This window comes from Arthrobacter sp. C9C5, assembly GCF_013359735.1.
GTDB lineage: Bacteria > Actinomycetota > Actinomycetes > Actinomycetales > Micrococcaceae > Arthrobacter.
Genome location: NZ_JABFMX010000007.1, coordinates 123,940 through 138,083 on the forward strand (window position 1 = coordinate 123,940; position 14,144 = coordinate 138,083).

Consider the following 14,144-nt stretch of genomic DNA (forward strand, 5'->3'; position numbering starts at 1 on the left):
GGCGGGGAGTGGGCATATGGGGACTATGTCCATCGGCGGATCTGGGCGCGGGGCATGTCCCGTGGCTGGAGATGGGTGCCCGGCCGGGGTGCGCGGGACATGTCCATTCCATGGGCCAGGGAGTGGGCATATGGGGACTATGTCCATCGGCGGATCTGGGCGCGGGGCATGCCCTGTGGCTGGAGATGGGTGCCCGGCCGGGGTACGCGGGACATGTCCATTCTTTGGGCTAGGGAGTGGGCATATGGGGACTATGTCCATCGCGGGATTGGCGGGTGGGGCATGCCCTGTGGCGGCAGGACGGAGGGCTCAATTGGGCGAAGTCGGGAAGTTCAGGTAGTCTAGTATCTGCTTTTGATTCAGAAGCTACTGGAGAATTCGCCTAGCGGCCTATGGCGCACGCCTGGAACGCGTGTTGGGTTAACGCCCTCGGGGGTTCAAATCCCCCATTCTCCGCGTTTGGCCCCGGTCCATCGGACCGGGGCCTTTTTGCGTCCTGCCGCCCGCGCCCCACAGTCACGCGCCCCGCAGTCACGATCCGCCGCCCAGTCGCACCTATCCCGCGAACCCCAGCCGGCGGAGCCGTTCGCGTGCTGCCTGCTCGCTCGGGCCAACCCGGCCCAGGGCGAGATGGACGACGCCGAGGGTGATTTTTGTCGCCAGTTTCACCGGCAGCGGGATCGGGCCCAGCCGCGCGGTCCGGAGTCCCAGCATCTCCCGGTATTTTGGCTCAAGGCTGGCCACCGCCGCCGCAAAGAGCACCCGGTATCCGGGCCTGAGCGCGGGGTGGAGCGGGGGATCGCGGATGAAGGCCACGGTTTCGGCAACCTTGGCGCCCGAGGCGAGTTCGCCGTCGTCGTACCAGCGGTCAAGCTGCCGACGCATGTCCGCCTCGCTCAGCGGCGGCGCCTCCACTCCCATCAGCGTCCCCGCCTGCGCCCACTCGCGGACGTAGGCGTCCGGGCCGCCCGGAATGGGCCCGCCCCAGATCTTGTGCGCGGACAGGAAGGCATCGGTGAAGGCGATGTGCACCCAACGGAGCAGCTCCGGATCGTTCGCCGCGTAGGGCCGGACCATACCGTGGCCGTCGGTGTATTCTCCGTGCACCGACTCGTGCAGCCGCAGCACCCAGCCGGACGCGGCGCGGGCGGCCCCCGTGGACCCGTACGAGACGGTGAAAATCCAGCGGATAGTCCCGGCGAGCCGGCCCAGGGGGTCTTCGCGGAAGCGGGAATGGTCGTGCACCCCGGCCAGGGCCCCCGGGTGCAACGCCTGCATGAGCAGGGCGCGGATGCCGGCAACAATCGTCGGCATGCCCCCGTGCACCGCCCAGACGGCGGAGCCCGGAAGGTGGAAGCCGGCATCGTCACCCTCAGCGAGGCGCCCCACCCACTCCGGGACCGCATCACGGGTTCCGGTGAACGTCTGTTTGAGCTCGGACTGCCACTCCCTGAGGACATTGCGCATACTCCTATTCTTACCCGGTCGGTGCTGGGCCAGTACCTGTTTTCCCTGCGGGCCTACTGGGGCGCCAGCCAATTCGCCGCGCGGTGGCCCGAAACCGCCCCGAACGTGCCGCGGACCCAGGCATTACGGAGGTTCACAGACCCGGTCGAGTGTGTTCACATAAGGGGGTGGGCCCGTTGGGATGGTGGCCTGGCGGAAAAATCGCGGGAGTCACATCGTGGGAAAACACTGGGGAAACTCAACGAGTGCGCAGTCCAAAACTTCGGAGGTCGTCGCGCGCTCTCTGGCGGCAGCTACCGGTCTGGCTCTTGCGGTGCTGGTTTTTGGGCCGTCCGCACCGGCAGGACCGGCAGCCCGGGATGCGGCGGTGTCGCCGCTGGCCACCGGCTCCGCCGGCCCCGGTTTGCTGGCTCCCGGGAGCGCCGCTGATCCGGGGGGTGCAGCGCGGGGGACCTCAAGGCTGACCGCAGATCGGCATGCCCTCATTTCCTTCGCCCGGACCACGGTCCAGACCACGTCCAAAGACGGCAAGGTTGAGCTCCGGGTCGCGTCGGCAGGGCTCTCGCGCCCGCCGAAGGGCTTTCTGATGGCGCCCCTCGAAACACTGCTGGAGTCGTCCCCGTTCGGCCTGCGCACCAGCCCGTTGACCGGAACCGCCGGCGAGTTCCACTGGGGCCAGGATTTTGCCGCCCCGTGTGGGACCCGGGTGTATTCGGCCGACGCCGGTGTGGTGCGCGCCGTCGGATGGCATCCGTGGGGCGGCGGCAACCGGGTGGAAATTGACCACGCCAACGGCCTGATCACCACGTACAACCACCTTCAGGGCATCGCCGTGAAGAAGGGCGAATCGGTGGGAGTGGATGAAGTCATCGCCAAGGTGGGCACGACGGGCTCGTCCACGGGCTGCCACCTGCACTTCGAGACGATCCTCAACGGCTCGCACACCAACCCCTTGGACTGGAAGTTCCTTCCCACGCGGCAAATGGACCGGCTCGACAACATCCAGATGGTCAGCTACGGGCCTGGTGCCGGCAAGCAGGGTGCCGGCAGCGCGGGGAGCGCCGGCTCGGACTGGGCAGTTCCGGTAAAAGAAGACCGCACCCGCGCGGTCACCGGCGGGGTCCAGGAGAAGCCGGTACCCAAGGTTCCAGCCACCTCGGCGGCTACTCCGTCGCCAACGGCCACGGCCTCGCCGCACCCGACGACGCCCGCCGTCACACGGACGCCGACGCCAACGCCAACGCCGACTGTGACTCCGACACCGATCCCGACGCCGACGCCAACGCCGACTGTGACTCCGACACCGATCCCGACGCCGGTGCCCACCGCTCCGGCGACGCCCGCGCCGGCACCGGTCGTGCCCCCGACGCCGACCCCCACCCCCTCACCCGCGGGGACTGATCCGGCGTCGGGGCCGACCGGGCCCGTTCCGGACCCGACCGCCCCGGCGGTCCCGGCGGAGACCCTCTCCACCGAGCCGACGGGCGCTCTGGAGCCCGAGATCTCCCCGACTCCGTAGCCACCTGCAGTCCGGAGTGGCCCCATACCCATACCCACGCGCCGTGGCAGCGAATCACCGTCGTGAACTGTTCCTGCCCCCAAGCCCGCGAGGAAACCAAGCCATGACATCCCTGCACGCCATCCCGCTGACCCTCAACGACGGCACCGAAACGGACTTTGGCCGGTTCCGCGGCCAGGTGGTGCTGGTGGTGAACGTGGCATCCCAGTGTGGTTTCACGCCCCAGTACGCAGGCCTTGAGGCGCTCCACAACAAGTTCCGCGAAGAGGGCTTCAGCGTCCTCGGCGTCCCGTGCAACCAGTTCGCCGGGCAGGAGCCGGGCGCCGACGCGGAAATCGCCGAGTTCTGTGAACGCAATTTTGGTGTGACGTTTCCGCTGACAACCAAGGCCAACGTCCGCGGCAAGAACCAGCATCCGCTCTACGCGCAGCTGACCAAGTTCAAGAACGGCCTGCTGCCGGGCCTGGTGAAGTGGAACTTCGAGAAGTTCCTGGTAAATCGTGACGGCGAGATCGTGGCCCGCTTCGCGCCCACCGTGGAGCCAGACTCACCCGAGGTCATCGAGGCAGTGCGGCAGGCGCTCGGCTGAGCCGCCGTCGGACCACCGCTGGCCCGCACCGGCCACCTTTGGGCGGCAGGGGGGAATGCAAGGGCACAAGGGGCCCTACCCCTCAGCATGCTTCCGGCCTAGACTGGCGAAACCCTCCGACATTCCGGGCATACCTGCGGCGCAGACACGTCTGCCCGTCGGCAGCGCTGCCGACGTAGCCCCGAGGAGGGCGCATCAGAACGCTTCGTGAATCACAACTGGGCACTCAACATTGGGGTCCGTGAAACCAGGAGGAAAGTGATGACAGGAAACAAAGCCGTTGCCTACAAAGGGCCAGGAAAAGTCGAACTGATCGACATTGACTACCCCACCTTCGAACTCAAAGACGGACCGGGGGTCAACCCCGCCAACGTGGGCCGTTCGGTGCGCCATGGCGTAATCCTCAAAACCGTTGCCACCAACATCTGCGGCTCGGACCAGCACATGGTCCGCGGGCGCACCACCGCCCCGGCCGACCTGGTGCTGGGCCACGAAATCACTGGCGAAGTCGTGGAAGTCGGCCCGGACGTCGAGTTCATCAAGGTGGGGGACATCTGTTCCGTCCCCTTCAACATCGCCTGTGGCCGCTGCCGGAACTGCAAGGAACGCAAGACCGGCATCTGCCTGAACGTCAACCCCGCCCGTCCAGGCGCCGCGTACGGCTACGTGGACATGGGCGGCTGGGTCGGCGGCCAGGCGAACTACGTACTGGTCCCGTACGCAGACTGGAACCTGCTGAAGTTTCCGGACAAGGACCAGGCCCTCGAGAAGATCATGGACCTGACCATGCTCTCGGACATCTTCCCCACCGGCTTCCACGGCGCTGTCACTGCAGGCGTCGGCGTGGGCTCCACCGTCTACATCGCCGGGGCCGGGCCCGTGGGCCTCGCGGCGGCCACGAGCGCGCAGCTGCTCGGCGCCGCCGTCGTGATTGTCGGTGACATGAACGAGGACCGGCTGAAGCAGGCGCGCAGCTTCGGCTGTGAGACCATCGACCTGTCCCAGGGCGGACCTGCCGAGCAGATCGAGCAGATCCTGGGAGTCCCCGAAGTCGACTGCGGCGTCGATGCCGTCGGCTTCGAAGCCAAGGGGCACGGCCACGACGCCAAGGAGGCCCCGGCGACGGTGCTGAACTCGCTGATGGAACTCACGGCGGCCGGCGGGGCCCTCGGCATTCCCGGACTCTACGTCACGGGCGACCCGGGCGGCATCGACGAGGCAGCCAAGAAGGGTGCGCTCTCCCTGAGCCTGGGCACCGGCTGGGCCAAGTCGCTGAGCTTCACCACCGGGCAGTGCCCCGTGATGAAGTACAACCGCGGGCTCATGATGGCGATCCTGCACGACAAGGTCCACATCGCGAAGAACGTCAACGCCAAGGCGATCTCGCTTGAGGACGCACCGAAGGGCTACGCCGAGTTCGACGCCGGTGCCGCCACGAAGTACGTACTCAACCCGAACGGCTACCTGAGCTAGCCGCGACGTAACCGAGTAATCCACTTTCCGGCGGACACAACCGGCATATACGTAAGCAGGTATGTGTCCGCCGGAATACTCGATTTGTACCTTTTTTCAAACATGCCTACTGGAGTTTGCACATTGCCGGCCGAATGTCTGGTTGGATAGATCTAACTGAGAGGGACGCTGGAGGCATCTGCCGCCACCCAACCAGGAAGGTTTGCAATGGAGCTCATCGAGGCCGAGCACCCCCGGCCACGTCATTTCCTACTCCACTTGAGCGATCCGCATTTGCTGGGCGGTACGGATCCCCTGCACGGTGCGGTGGACGCTGACTCCCGGCTCAGACAACTTTTCGAGCAAGTCCGTGCCTCCGGCGCGCGCCCCGAAGCCGTGATCTTCACCGGCGATCTGGCCGACCGCGGCGAGGCTGAGGCGTACACGAAGCTGCGCACCATCGTGGAACCTGCCTGCCGGGCCATGGGCGCCAAGGTCATCTGGGCGATGGGCAACCACGACGACCGGACCAACTTCCGGACCAGGCTGCTGGATCAGCCGGCCGACGACGCACCCGTGGACCACAGCTACTTCATCAACGGACTGCGGATCATCACGCTGGACACCTCCGTGCCCGGGTTCCACCACGGCGAACTGAGTGCTGCGCAGCTGGAGTGGCTCGCCGCTGAGCTCTCCACCCCGGCACCCGACGGCACCATCCTGGCCCTGCACCACCCGCCGGTGCCCTCCGTGCTGGATCTTGCCGTGCTGGTCGAACTGCGCGGCCAGGCCGCGCTCGCAGGGGTGCTGCGGAACTCCGACGTGCGAACCATTTTGGGCGGCCACCTGCACTATTCAACGACCGCAACGTTTGCCGGCATCCCCGTCTCGGTCGCCTCCGCCACCTGTTACACCCAGGACCTGAACGTCCCCGTGGGTGGAAGCCGGGGCCGGGACAGCGGGCAGTCGTTCAACCTGGTCCACGTCTACGAGCACACGATCGTGCATTCCGTGGTGCAGGTCGGCGACACGATGCCTGCGGTGGGCGAATTCGTCACGGCCGAAGAGGCCCAGCGGCGCATTGCCGCCGCCGGGATCCGGATTCCGCGCCAGGCCAGGCTCGAGGATCCGGCACAGACCCCGGGCCACCGCCGGATCACCACCCGGAACTAGCCGGCAGCTGCTGCCGCCGGTATTGTCCCGCCGGCAGTTTCCCCCGCGGCTTTTCCCGCTGTTACTTCTCCCAGGGCGCCTTGATCGGGAAGTACTTCTCCAGGAAGTCCGTCACCAGTTCGGCACGCTCCTCGGCAGCCACCTCCGGGAAGCTTCCGTCGTTGAGGCAGAAGAAATCCATGTTCCGCTTCGAGAGCAGCTTCGGCAGGTAGTTCAGGCCGGCGCGGGCCGTCGTGTCCACGTACCGCACCTTGGCTGCGGTCTGGGTCACGGCCCGGCCGGTCAGCAACGCGTAGTAGTGGTAGAACGAATTCGTCACCGAGATGTTGTCCGCGGCCCGGAACCTGCTGGCCGCCGTCTTCGCGAATTCGGCCGGGAACTCCTGCTCCATCTGCGCCACGACGCTGCGCCGGAGCGGCGCGGCGGTGTGTTCCAGGTGCCGGGTGGTGATCCGCCCGAACCGGTCCCAGAGCAGCTTGCGGTTCACCCGCGCCGCGTTCTCGAAACCGCTGCGCTCGGCGTCGTTGTCTCCCAGCCCGATCCGCGTCTCCGCCTCAATGAACTTGGTGATCCCGCCCGGGGTGAAGAACATGTCCGGCCGCACTGCCCGGCCGAAGAACATGTCGTCATTGGAATACAGGAAGTGTTCGGACAGGCCCTCGATGTGGTGGAGCTGGCTCTCGACCGCCTGCGAGTTATGCGTCGGCAGCACGGAGGGGTCGGCGAAGAACTCCTCGCTGCGGACGATCGTCACACTCGGGTGGTCCGCGAGCCACTCCGGGGCGGGGGAGTCGGTCGCGATGAAGATCCGCCGGATCCACGGCGCGAACATGTAGACCGAGCGCAGGGCATACTTCAGCTCGTTGATCTGGCGGAAGCGGGCCTCGTGGTCGTCTCCCTCGCCCACAACGACGCCGGCCATCCTCGCCCGGCGCGCGGCGATGTACTCGGGCGAGCTGCCGTCCACCCAGGAGAACACCAGGTCGACGTCGAAGCTGATGTCGCTGGCGTGGTCGGCGAACATGTTCTCGATGGTGGGCCAGGTGTGGCCGTAGCGTTCGACGGTGCCGCGGACGGCGTCCTGGGCCAGCAGGGTCCGCCGGGTCAGCGAGTTTTCGATCGGCAGGATCAGCTGGTCGCCTTCAAAGCTCCAGAGCTCCAGCTGGACGCCGGCCGAGGCGCCGAACTCGAGGCCGCCGTCCGGTTCCACCCGGGGCCGGTACAGCCGGAAGATCCGGGCCTGGCGGTTGAGTGCCAGCTCCCCGTCGGCCACCAGCACGGAGGACTTCTTCTTGGCGTCCACGGTCATCGAGTAGAACGGCTCGTCCCGGCAGGCCTCCACGAGGGCGGCGCGGAGTTCCCGGCGGTTCTTCCAGTCCACGGCGATCACCGGGCGGTCGTTGTTGCCCCGGACCAGCAGGTAGTCCAGCTTTGCCCCGGCAAGCACCGAACGCACGAACAGCAGGTCTTCCACCATGGCCTGGTACGGCGTGCGGTTTTCATTGATCAGCGCATACCTGCCGTGCCGGCGCACCACGTCGGAGCGCGTCCGGAGTCTGGCGACGGCGGCCGGCGAGGTGATCTCCGCGTGGGCGTGGTTGTCTTCGCTCGCCTGGCTGCCGTAGTAAATCTCGTCCTGGATCAATGCGTCTGTAATGTCGATTCTCCGAGTTGTTGAAGGTGCGTGGATCTCTACTTGCATAATAACCCGGGGCGCAAAAACGCCCCGGTGCGGGGCGCTCAGCCGGCCAGGGCGGCGCGCCAGTGACGCAGGAAGGCCGCGCCGGCGTCGTCGTGGATGACCGCGTCGCCCAGCCCCAAATCGGCCGCGGTCAGGATCCCGTACGGCTTGACCGGCACGCCGTCGGCGGGGCGGACGTCCACATGCTTCACGGGGTGGTCGTTATGGTGCAGCCAGTCGGCCATCGCGTAGTCGGTGCGCGAGTCGCCCACCGTCCGCCAGGCCTGCGGGGTGATGCCCTGGGCGGCCAGCAGTTCCACTGCCCGGCTCGCGCCGAGATCCTTGCCCAGCCGGACGGATTCGATGTCGGTGGAGATGATGGTGGGATCGACCCGGTAGTCGATCTGGTCATCGCTGTCCGGGGCGTGGTGGTCCAGCCGCACCACCCCCAGTCCGTGGCGGCCCATCAGTTCCATGGCGTCGGCGTCGAACAGCGCCTGCTCCTCGCGGTAGTCGGAGTTGGCGACGGCGACATGCTGCTCCACGGAGACCATGGCCCGTTTGGTCTCGTCGTAGAACATGTGGGCGGAGTAATCCTCCGCGACAAGCCGCCGCACATCATCCCCGAACGCCTGCGGGACGGCGAGGTCCCGGTCCACGTGCACCGCGCCGGCACCGGCGGCGGTGTAGCTGAACCAGACGGCGCCCTTCTCGCAAACGGCGTGGATGGTGATTCCCTCCGGCATCCCGGCGGCGAGCATCGGCCCCATCACCTGCTCGCGGATGAAGGCATCCGAACGGCCGGTGTTGAAAATGACCGGAATCCCGGCGGCCGCGAGGGCCAGCAGGTCCGCGATGATCCCCGGCTGGACGGTGCGGGTGAGCGGACTGGCCACGGGACCGTCGACGTCGAGCAGCAGGGCCAGCGGCGGGGCCGAAGGCGCCAGGGCGGAGGTCTCGGTTTCAGTCATACCTCCATTCTCTCAGCCACGCCGGAACTTCGCCTCCGGCAGCGGACTCGTGACGCCCGGGCTCCGGACTGGCCAAAACCGGCGTGACATTCCCGTGCACGGCAGTGACACCCCCGGACATGCCGATGACAAATGGTCACTGTTTGGCCACAACCTCCGGCGCCGTGGCCACTTTGATTCCCCTGACCCGGGATCTTCCTTAGGCTTGCATGGTGATCTTCAAAGCTGTGGGCGAGGGACGCCCGTACCCTGACCATGGTTTCAACACGCCCAAGGACTGGGCGGCGCTGCCGCCGCGCCCGGTCCGGCTGGACGAACTCGTGACCACCAAGCGCACCCTGGACCTGGAAGCGCTGCTGGCCGAGGACTCAACCTTCTTCGGTGACCTCTTCCCGCACGTGGTGGAATTCCGCGGCGTGCTTTACCTCGAGGACGGCCTGCACCGGGCCGTCCGCACCGCCCTGCACCAGCGCACCGCGATCCACGCCCGCGTGCTGGTGATAAATGGCTAGGAAGCCGAAGGATCTCACGGTCCTGCACGGGCACCACGTCATCACCGGCTCCGATCTGCGGGCCACGTTCGCGGAGCAGGACGAGCTGTACAACCGGGTGCGGAAGCGGCGGCGCATCCTGCACGGTGCGGTTCTGTTGCTCCTCGTCGGGCTGCTGGCGGCAGCCATTGTGGTGGCCCTGGGGATCATGAACGGCCAGATCAAGGTCCCGACGGCGGAGCGCAGCCGGGCTGCGGCCCCGCTGTGCCCGGACGCGACGTACGACTACACGCCGCCCGGGAAGATCAAACTGAACGTCTACAACTCCACCAGCCGCCCGGGATTGGCCCGGACAGTGGCCAACGAGTTTGCGGCGCGCAAGTTCGTGGTGGGCGCGGTCGGCAACACCGAGTCCGGCTACCGCGGGGTGGCGCTGGTGGTGTCCGGGGCTGCCGGCCAGTCCGCGGCGTTCAGCGTCCAGCGCAACCTGCCCGGCTCGGACTACGTCCAGGACGGCCGCAGCGACGCAAGCGTGGACGTCATCCTGACCGGGGACTTCAAGCAACTGGCCAAGCCGGGGCTCGTGGACCAGACGCCGGGCAAGCTCAGCTGCCCGCGGGAGACCCGCCGGGTAGTCGAGGACCCCACCATGCCCGTGGTGCCGACGATTGTTCCGGTCAGCCCCAAGCCCTGATTTTCCAGGAGGAACGCTTCCGGGACCCTGATTTTCCGGGAGGAAGCGGGCCGGGCGCGGCTACGCGCTCAGCCGGAGGGGGCGGCCGGCGTCGTCGAACCTGGCCCCGGCACCCAGCTGGATGAAGCGCACCGTCCGGGCGATCCGCGCCTCCGCTTCCGGGTCCGCGCCGGCCCCGTCCCCACGGGCTGCACTGGATGAGAGCGTGCCGTGGATGAGCTGGGCAAGCTGGGTGATGTCCGCCTTGGGGAGATAGCCCTGCGCCATGCCGTCGCGCAGGATGTCCTGCAGCAGGAGGCTGAGTTCGCCGACGTGGTCCGCCAGCTTGGCGAAGGAGGCGGGGGACAGGACAGCCCCCATGGCGGGACCCGGCGGCAGGTGGCGGCGGCTCAGGTCCGCCACCTGGGCCCGGACGTAGAGCGCCAGCCGCTCCACGGGATTCTCCAGCGAGGCCAGGGAATCACGCAGCTCGACGAGGAAGCGCTCCGTCTCGTCCAGCGCGTAGGCAATGAGCAGCTCTTCGATGTCCGCATAGTAGTTGTAGACGGCGGTGCGGCCGATCCGGGCGTGCCGGGCGACGTCGGTCATGGTCAGGCCGGGCAGCCCGTGCGTGAACAGCAGTTCGCCGAATGCGGTCAGAATCCTGCGCTGGGTCTCGGCTCGTTGGGCGGCGTTGCTCGCGGCCGAAATCCTGGGCATACGGACACTTTAGCGCGATCTGTCAGTAAAAAGGGGCGAAGCTCGGCGTGCGTGCGCGTGCGTGCTCTCGTGGGCACCGAAACCGCCCCCCCCGCGCCCGCCGGCGGCGCGCGGTGGCACCCGGAGCCAAACCGGTCCGCGACGCGAGAAAAACACGCACCGGAAACGCCGCCGAAACCTCACCCGTGCATGCTGGTGCCAACGGAGCCCCGACGGAGGGGCGCCGATGGGGAGGAGCTGGCTATGGGTAGGGAAGATGCGATCCGGACGTGCGGGGAACTGGCCGCCGGGGACGAGATCGAGGCGTGGCACAACGGCAAGTTGTTCCACCGCGGGCGGGTCACTCAGACGATCCCGCTGATGGAGCTGTTCTGGATCCTGGACGCCCGGACCGGCGCCCGGAAACTGCTCGATGTCGAGGCACTGGAGATCGTCCGCAGCGCCCCGGCTTCGGGCCTCGGGGTCACCGCAGCACTGGCCCAGCCCGCCTGAAGCGCGAACGTACACTTGAGGCCCCGCGCCGGCGACTTATTGGGGGCCGCAAACGTACGTTCGCGCGGGAGTGGGAGGCGTCCGCGCGGGGCTGCCGTCTCAGACTGGGCACCCGTCAGGGCCGCAAACGACGCCGTCCGGACCGGACGTGCCGGCGTCGACCATGACGAGCGGGTGGCTTTCCTGCCATGCCTGCTCCAGGGCAGCGGTGAAGGTTTCCGCGGGCTGGGCCCCGGAGATGCCGTACTTGCGGTCGATGACGAAGAACGGCACGCCGCTGATGCCCAGGGCCCGGGCCTCGGCGAAGTCCTGCCGGACGTCGTCGGCGTACTTGTCCGAGCCGAACAGCTCGTCCAGTTCGCCGGCGTCGATCCCGAGCTCGAGGCCCAATGAGGTGAGGTATTCACGGCTGCCGATGTCCCGGCCGTGCTCGAAGTGGTCGCTCAGCAGCCGTTCCTTGGCGGCATCCTGCTGACCGTGTGCGGCGGCGAGGTGGATTAGCCGGTGTGCCGTGAAGCTGTTGGCCACCACGACGGCGTCAAAGCGGTAGTTGAGGCCCTCGGCGCTGGCCAGGGACGCCACGTGCTCGAACATGCCCGCGACCTGGTCCTGGGCCATGCCCTTGCGGGTGCTCAGGTAGTCCAGTTCGGTGCCGTCGTAGTGCTCCGGCAGGGACGGGTCCAGCTGGAAGCTGCGCCACTGCACCTCCACGGCATCGCGGTGCGGGAACGCCGCGAGCGCGGTCTCAAAACGGCGCTTGCCGATATAGCACCAGGGGCAGGCCACGTCGGACCAGATCTCAATCTTCATGCTGGCGACAACCCAGCCGGGCACGGGCTCATTCCCGTCAGCCCGCCAGCTCACAAAGCGCGAACGTACATTTGGGGCCCCGGAACCGCGTTTTTTGGGCTCCAAGTGTACGTTCGCGGGGCGAGGGACGCGGCAGGGCCCGGTCAGGGCGCGAGCGGGCGTTCCATGACGAAGTCGTGCTCCACCGTGCTCCCCAGCCTGAACGACTTCGTGCCGACCTTCCGGAAACCGGACTTCTCATAGAACCTGATGGCACGGGCGTTCTGGCTGTTCACGCCGAGCCAGAGGCCGCGGGCGCCCGCGGCCGCCGCCGCGACGATGCTGGCCTGCATCAGTTCGGCCGCCGCGCCGAGGCCGTGGTGCTCCGGGTGGACGTAGCACTTGCTCAGCTCCGTGTTCGGTCCGGCCCCGAGGACGGCAGCCACGTCCGGATCCTGCGTGGCGCGGTCCAGGAGCAGGCTGTAGCCGCGGAGCGCCCCGTCCGCGTCGAGTACGAGCACCGTGACATCCGGATCGGCCAGGTAGTCGCGGAAGTTGGCTTCGCTGAGCGTGTTGGCCAGATGCGCGGCAATGTCCTCGGGCCGGGATTCCGGCGGGCAGGCGAGCGGAAAGGTGATGGCAGCGAGTTCGGCCAGCGGGCCGGCGTCGTCGGCCGTCGCTTTCCGGATGAGGTGCGTCATGCCAAAAACCCTAGTCCGCGGACCGCGCGGCTTGACCTTCGTGAAGCGGGCTCCGTCATGTTCCGGCGGGTGCCGCGCGGGCCGCAGCCGCGCGTGATAGCAATGGGACTGATGAAAACATATTTCTGCCCGGATGCCAGTCGGCGGACCGCCGGGTGAGCGCCTTGGCGAAGATCCCGCGCGGCGGGCTCCTGATGATCGCGATCGGACTCATCGCCCTCAACATGCGCGGGCCGTTCGTGGCGGTCGCGCCGGTGGTGGGGAACATGCAGCGCGACCTGGGCTTTTCGCCGGTCGAAATCGGCTTCCTGACGGGCATCCCGGTGCTCTGCTTTGCGCTGGCCGCGCCGCTGGCATCGCTGACGGGCCGGAAGCTGGGTCCGGAGTTCGCCATCACGCTGACCCTGCTGGGCGTGCTGCTCGGCGTCGTGGTCCGCTCCGCCGGCGGGGGCGCCCTCGTGATGCTGGGGACCGTGATCCTGGGCATCGCCATCACGATCGGCAACATTGTGGTCCCGCTGATCATCCGGCGCGACTTCAGCCCGGCCAAGCAGGCCGCCGCCATGGGCACCTACACCGCCGCGCTGAATATCGGCTCCTTTGTCACGTCCATGATCACGGCGCCGTTGGCGGAGTTGCTCGGCTGGCGTCCTGCCATCGCGGCCTGCGCCCTCTTCGCGGTTGCGGCCGGCGCGGTATGGGTACTGGCCGCCGGCAGCAGCTCGCTCCGGCCCGAAGCGATCCCCGGGGCGGACCCGACCCGAACGGCGGGGCGGCCGGCGTCGCGCTGGATCACCGTGGCGCTGACGGCGGGATTCGCCGGCCAGGCATTCTCCTACTACGGGGTCACCGCCTGGCTGCCCAGCCTCCTTGCCGACGAACTGGGGCTGGCGCCGTCGGCGGCCGGCGCCGGATCCTCGCTGTTCCAGATCCTGGCGATCGCCGGCGGCCTGGGCGTCCCGTTCGTGGCGAGGTTTGCCAGCACGACGACGGTCGGCCTCACCCTGGGGGCGCTGTGGCTGACGGTGCCGGTGGGGCTCCTGCTAGCCCCCGAGCTTTGGTGGCTCTGGTCCTCCTTCGGCGGCGTGGCCCAGGGCGGCGGGATCACCCTGATCTTCATCGCCATCATCCGGCTGGCCCGCGACCAGGCCTCGGCGGGCCGGATGTCCGCCGTGGTCCAGGGCGCCGGCTACTGCTTCGGCGCCGCGGCTCCCACCCTGCTGGGCTTCGTGCACGGCATCTCGGGCTCGTGGACCGGGCCGCTGCTGATCATCATGGGCTCGGTGGCACTGTTCATCCTGGGCTGTGCGCTGTCCCTGCGCCACATCCCGAAGGCGCACTGACCGCACTGACCCGGGCCCGCCACCCGGGCCGGCGACCCCGCGCGAACGGACACTTGAGGCCCATGTTTTGTGGAAAACATGGG

The 14,144-nt window shown here is 67.9% G+C and carries 14 protein-coding genes and 1 tRNA gene; 9 read left to right on the plus strand and 6 right to left on the minus strand.

Features of this window, described 5'->3' with window-relative positions:
• Nucleotides 1–371 precede the first annotated feature (371 nt).
• Nucleotides 372–456, plus strand: a tRNA-Ser gene (locus HNO80_RS07555).
• A gap of 99 nt (nt 457–555) precedes the next feature.
• Here the strand turns inward: HNO80_RS07555 and HNO80_RS07560 are convergent.
• Nucleotides 556–1,467, minus strand: coding sequence for an oxygenase MpaB family protein (locus HNO80_RS07560; RefSeq protein ID WP_175322228.1), 912 nt, complete (start codon nt 1,465–1,467; stop codon nt 556–558).
• 586 nt (nt 1,468–2,053) lie between these two features.
• Here HNO80_RS07560 and HNO80_RS07565 point away from each other — a divergent pair.
• The 4 genes from HNO80_RS07565 (at nt 2,054) to HNO80_RS07580 (ending at nt 6,200) form a co-directional block, all read left to right on the plus strand.
• A complete protein-coding gene (locus HNO80_RS07565; protein WP_249777214.1) occupies nt 2,054–2,986 on the plus strand; it encodes a M23 family metallopeptidase in 933 nt (310 codons plus the stop codon).
• Between the two features lie 103 nt (nt 2,987–3,089).
• Nucleotides 3,090–3,575: a glutathione peroxidase gene (locus tag HNO80_RS07570; protein WP_175322230.1), complete on the plus strand. Its 486-nt coding sequence runs from the start codon at nt 3,090–3,092 to the stop codon at nt 3,573–3,575.
• 261 nt (nt 3,576–3,836) lie between these two features.
• The gene (fdhA, locus tag HNO80_RS07575; RefSeq protein WP_175322231.1) at nt 3,837–5,048 is read left to right on the plus strand and encodes a formaldehyde dehydrogenase, glutathione-independent; all 1,212 of its coding nucleotides are present in this window, start codon (nt 3,837–3,839) and stop codon (nt 5,046–5,048) included.
• Between the two features lie 207 nt (nt 5,049–5,255).
• Complete coding sequence (locus tag HNO80_RS07580) at nt 5,256–6,200, plus strand: phosphodiesterase (protein ID WP_175322232.1); 945 nt, start codon at nt 5,256–5,258, stop codon at nt 6,198–6,200.
• Between the two features lie 61 nt (nt 6,201–6,261).
• Here HNO80_RS07580 and HNO80_RS07585 read toward each other — a convergent pair whose 3' ends face one another.
• Together HNO80_RS07585 and HNO80_RS07590 are read right to left on the minus strand one after the other, a co-directional pair.
• Nucleotides 6,262–7,902: a stealth family protein gene (locus HNO80_RS07585; RefSeq protein WP_175322233.1), complete on the minus strand. Its 1,641-nt coding sequence runs from the start codon at nt 7,900–7,902 to the stop codon at nt 6,262–6,264.
• A gap of 38 nt (nt 7,903–7,940) precedes the next feature.
• Nucleotides 7,941–8,852, minus strand: a complete 912-nt coding sequence (locus HNO80_RS07590) for a hypothetical protein (protein WP_175322234.1) — start codon at nt 8,850–8,852, stop codon at nt 7,941–7,943.
• Between the two features lie 212 nt (nt 8,853–9,064).
• On the opposite strand from HNO80_RS07590, the gene HNO80_RS07595 reads away from it, so the two are divergent.
• Together HNO80_RS07595 and HNO80_RS07600 are read left to right on the plus strand one after the other, a co-directional pair.
• Nucleotides 9,065–9,364, plus strand: coding sequence for a type II toxin-antitoxin system VapB family antitoxin (locus tag HNO80_RS07595; RefSeq protein WP_175322235.1), 300 nt, complete (start codon nt 9,065–9,067; stop codon nt 9,362–9,364).
• Nucleotides 9,357–10,037, plus strand: a complete 681-nt coding sequence (locus HNO80_RS07600; RefSeq protein WP_175322236.1) for a LytR C-terminal domain-containing protein — start codon at nt 9,357–9,359, stop codon at nt 10,035–10,037. The genes HNO80_RS07595 and HNO80_RS07600 overlap by 8 nt, the downstream gene beginning before the upstream one ends.
• Before the next feature lie 60 nt (nt 10,038–10,097).
• Here the strand turns inward: HNO80_RS07600 and HNO80_RS07605 are convergent, their stop codons facing one another.
• Nucleotides 10,098–10,736: a TetR/AcrR family transcriptional regulator gene (locus tag HNO80_RS07605; RefSeq protein WP_175322237.1), complete on the minus strand. Its 639-nt coding sequence runs from the start codon at nt 10,734–10,736 to the stop codon at nt 10,098–10,100.
• A gap of 243 nt (nt 10,737–10,979) precedes the next feature.
• On the opposite strand from HNO80_RS07605, the gene HNO80_RS07610 reads away from it, so the two are divergent.
• A complete protein-coding gene (locus tag HNO80_RS07610; protein ID WP_175322238.1) occupies nt 10,980–11,228 on the plus strand; it encodes a hypothetical protein in 249 nt (82 codons plus the stop codon).
• Nucleotides 11,229–11,327: 99 nt separating this feature from the next.
• Here the strand turns inward: HNO80_RS07610 and HNO80_RS07615 are convergent, their stop codons facing one another.
• Together HNO80_RS07615 and HNO80_RS07620 are read right to left on the minus strand one after the other, a co-directional pair.
• Entirely contained in the window at nt 11,328–12,038 is a 711-nt protein-coding gene (locus HNO80_RS07615) for a DsbA family oxidoreductase (RefSeq protein ID WP_175322239.1), read from the minus strand.
• Between the two features lie 143 nt (nt 12,039–12,181).
• Entirely contained in the window at nt 12,182–12,718 is a 537-nt protein-coding gene (locus tag HNO80_RS07620; protein ID WP_175322240.1) for a GNAT family N-acetyltransferase, read from the minus strand.
• 194 nt (nt 12,719–12,912) lie between these two features.
• On the opposite strand from HNO80_RS07620, the gene HNO80_RS07625 reads away from it, so the two are divergent.
• Nucleotides 12,913–14,061, plus strand: a complete 1,149-nt coding sequence (locus HNO80_RS07625; RefSeq protein WP_175322277.1) for an MFS transporter — start codon at nt 12,913–12,915, stop codon at nt 14,059–14,061.
• Nucleotides 14,062–14,144: the final 83 nt, after the last annotated feature.

Excerpts from the sequence above, each read along its gene's own strand:
- HNO80_RS07560 (WP_175322228.1), bottom strand. The coding sequence starts at position 1,467 with ATGCGCAATGTCCTCAGGGAGTGGCAGTCCGAGCTCAAACAGACGTTC.
- HNO80_RS07565 (WP_249777214.1), top strand. The coding sequence starts at position 2,054 with ATGGCGCCCCTCGAAACACTGCTGGAGTCGTCCCCGTTCGGCCTGCGC.
- HNO80_RS07570 (WP_175322230.1), top strand. The coding sequence starts at position 3,090 with ATGACATCCCTGCACGCCATCCCGCTGACCCTCAACGACGGCACCGAA.
- fdhA (WP_175322231.1), top strand. The coding sequence starts at position 3,837 with ATGACAGGAAACAAAGCCGTTGCCTACAAAGGGCCAGGAAAAGTCGAA.
- HNO80_RS07580 (WP_175322232.1), top strand. The coding sequence starts at position 5,256 with ATGGAGCTCATCGAGGCCGAGCACCCCCGGCCACGTCATTTCCTACTC.
- HNO80_RS07585 (WP_175322233.1), bottom strand. The coding sequence starts at position 7,902 with ATGCAAGTAGAGATCCACGCACCTTCAACAACTCGGAGAATCGACATT.
- HNO80_RS07590 (WP_175322234.1), bottom strand. The coding sequence starts at position 8,852 with ATGACTGAAACCGAGACCTCCGCCCTGGCGCCTTCGGCCCCGCCGCTG.
- HNO80_RS07600 (WP_175322236.1), top strand. The coding sequence starts at position 9,357 with ATGGCTAGGAAGCCGAAGGATCTCACGGTCCTGCACGGGCACCACGTC.
- HNO80_RS07605 (WP_175322237.1), bottom strand. The coding sequence starts at position 10,736 with ATGCCCAGGATTTCGGCCGCGAGCAACGCCGCCCAACGAGCCGAGACC.
- HNO80_RS07610 (WP_175322238.1), top strand. The coding sequence starts at position 10,980 with ATGGGTAGGGAAGATGCGATCCGGACGTGCGGGGAACTGGCCGCCGGG.
- HNO80_RS07615 (WP_175322239.1), bottom strand. The coding sequence starts at position 12,038 with ATGAAGATTGAGATCTGGTCCGACGTGGCCTGCCCCTGGTGCTATATC.
- HNO80_RS07620 (WP_175322240.1), bottom strand. The coding sequence starts at position 12,718 with ATGACGCACCTCATCCGGAAAGCGACGGCCGACGACGCCGGCCCGCTG.
- HNO80_RS07625 (WP_175322277.1), top strand. The coding sequence starts at position 12,913 with ATGATCGCGATCGGACTCATCGCCCTCAACATGCGCGGGCCGTTCGTG.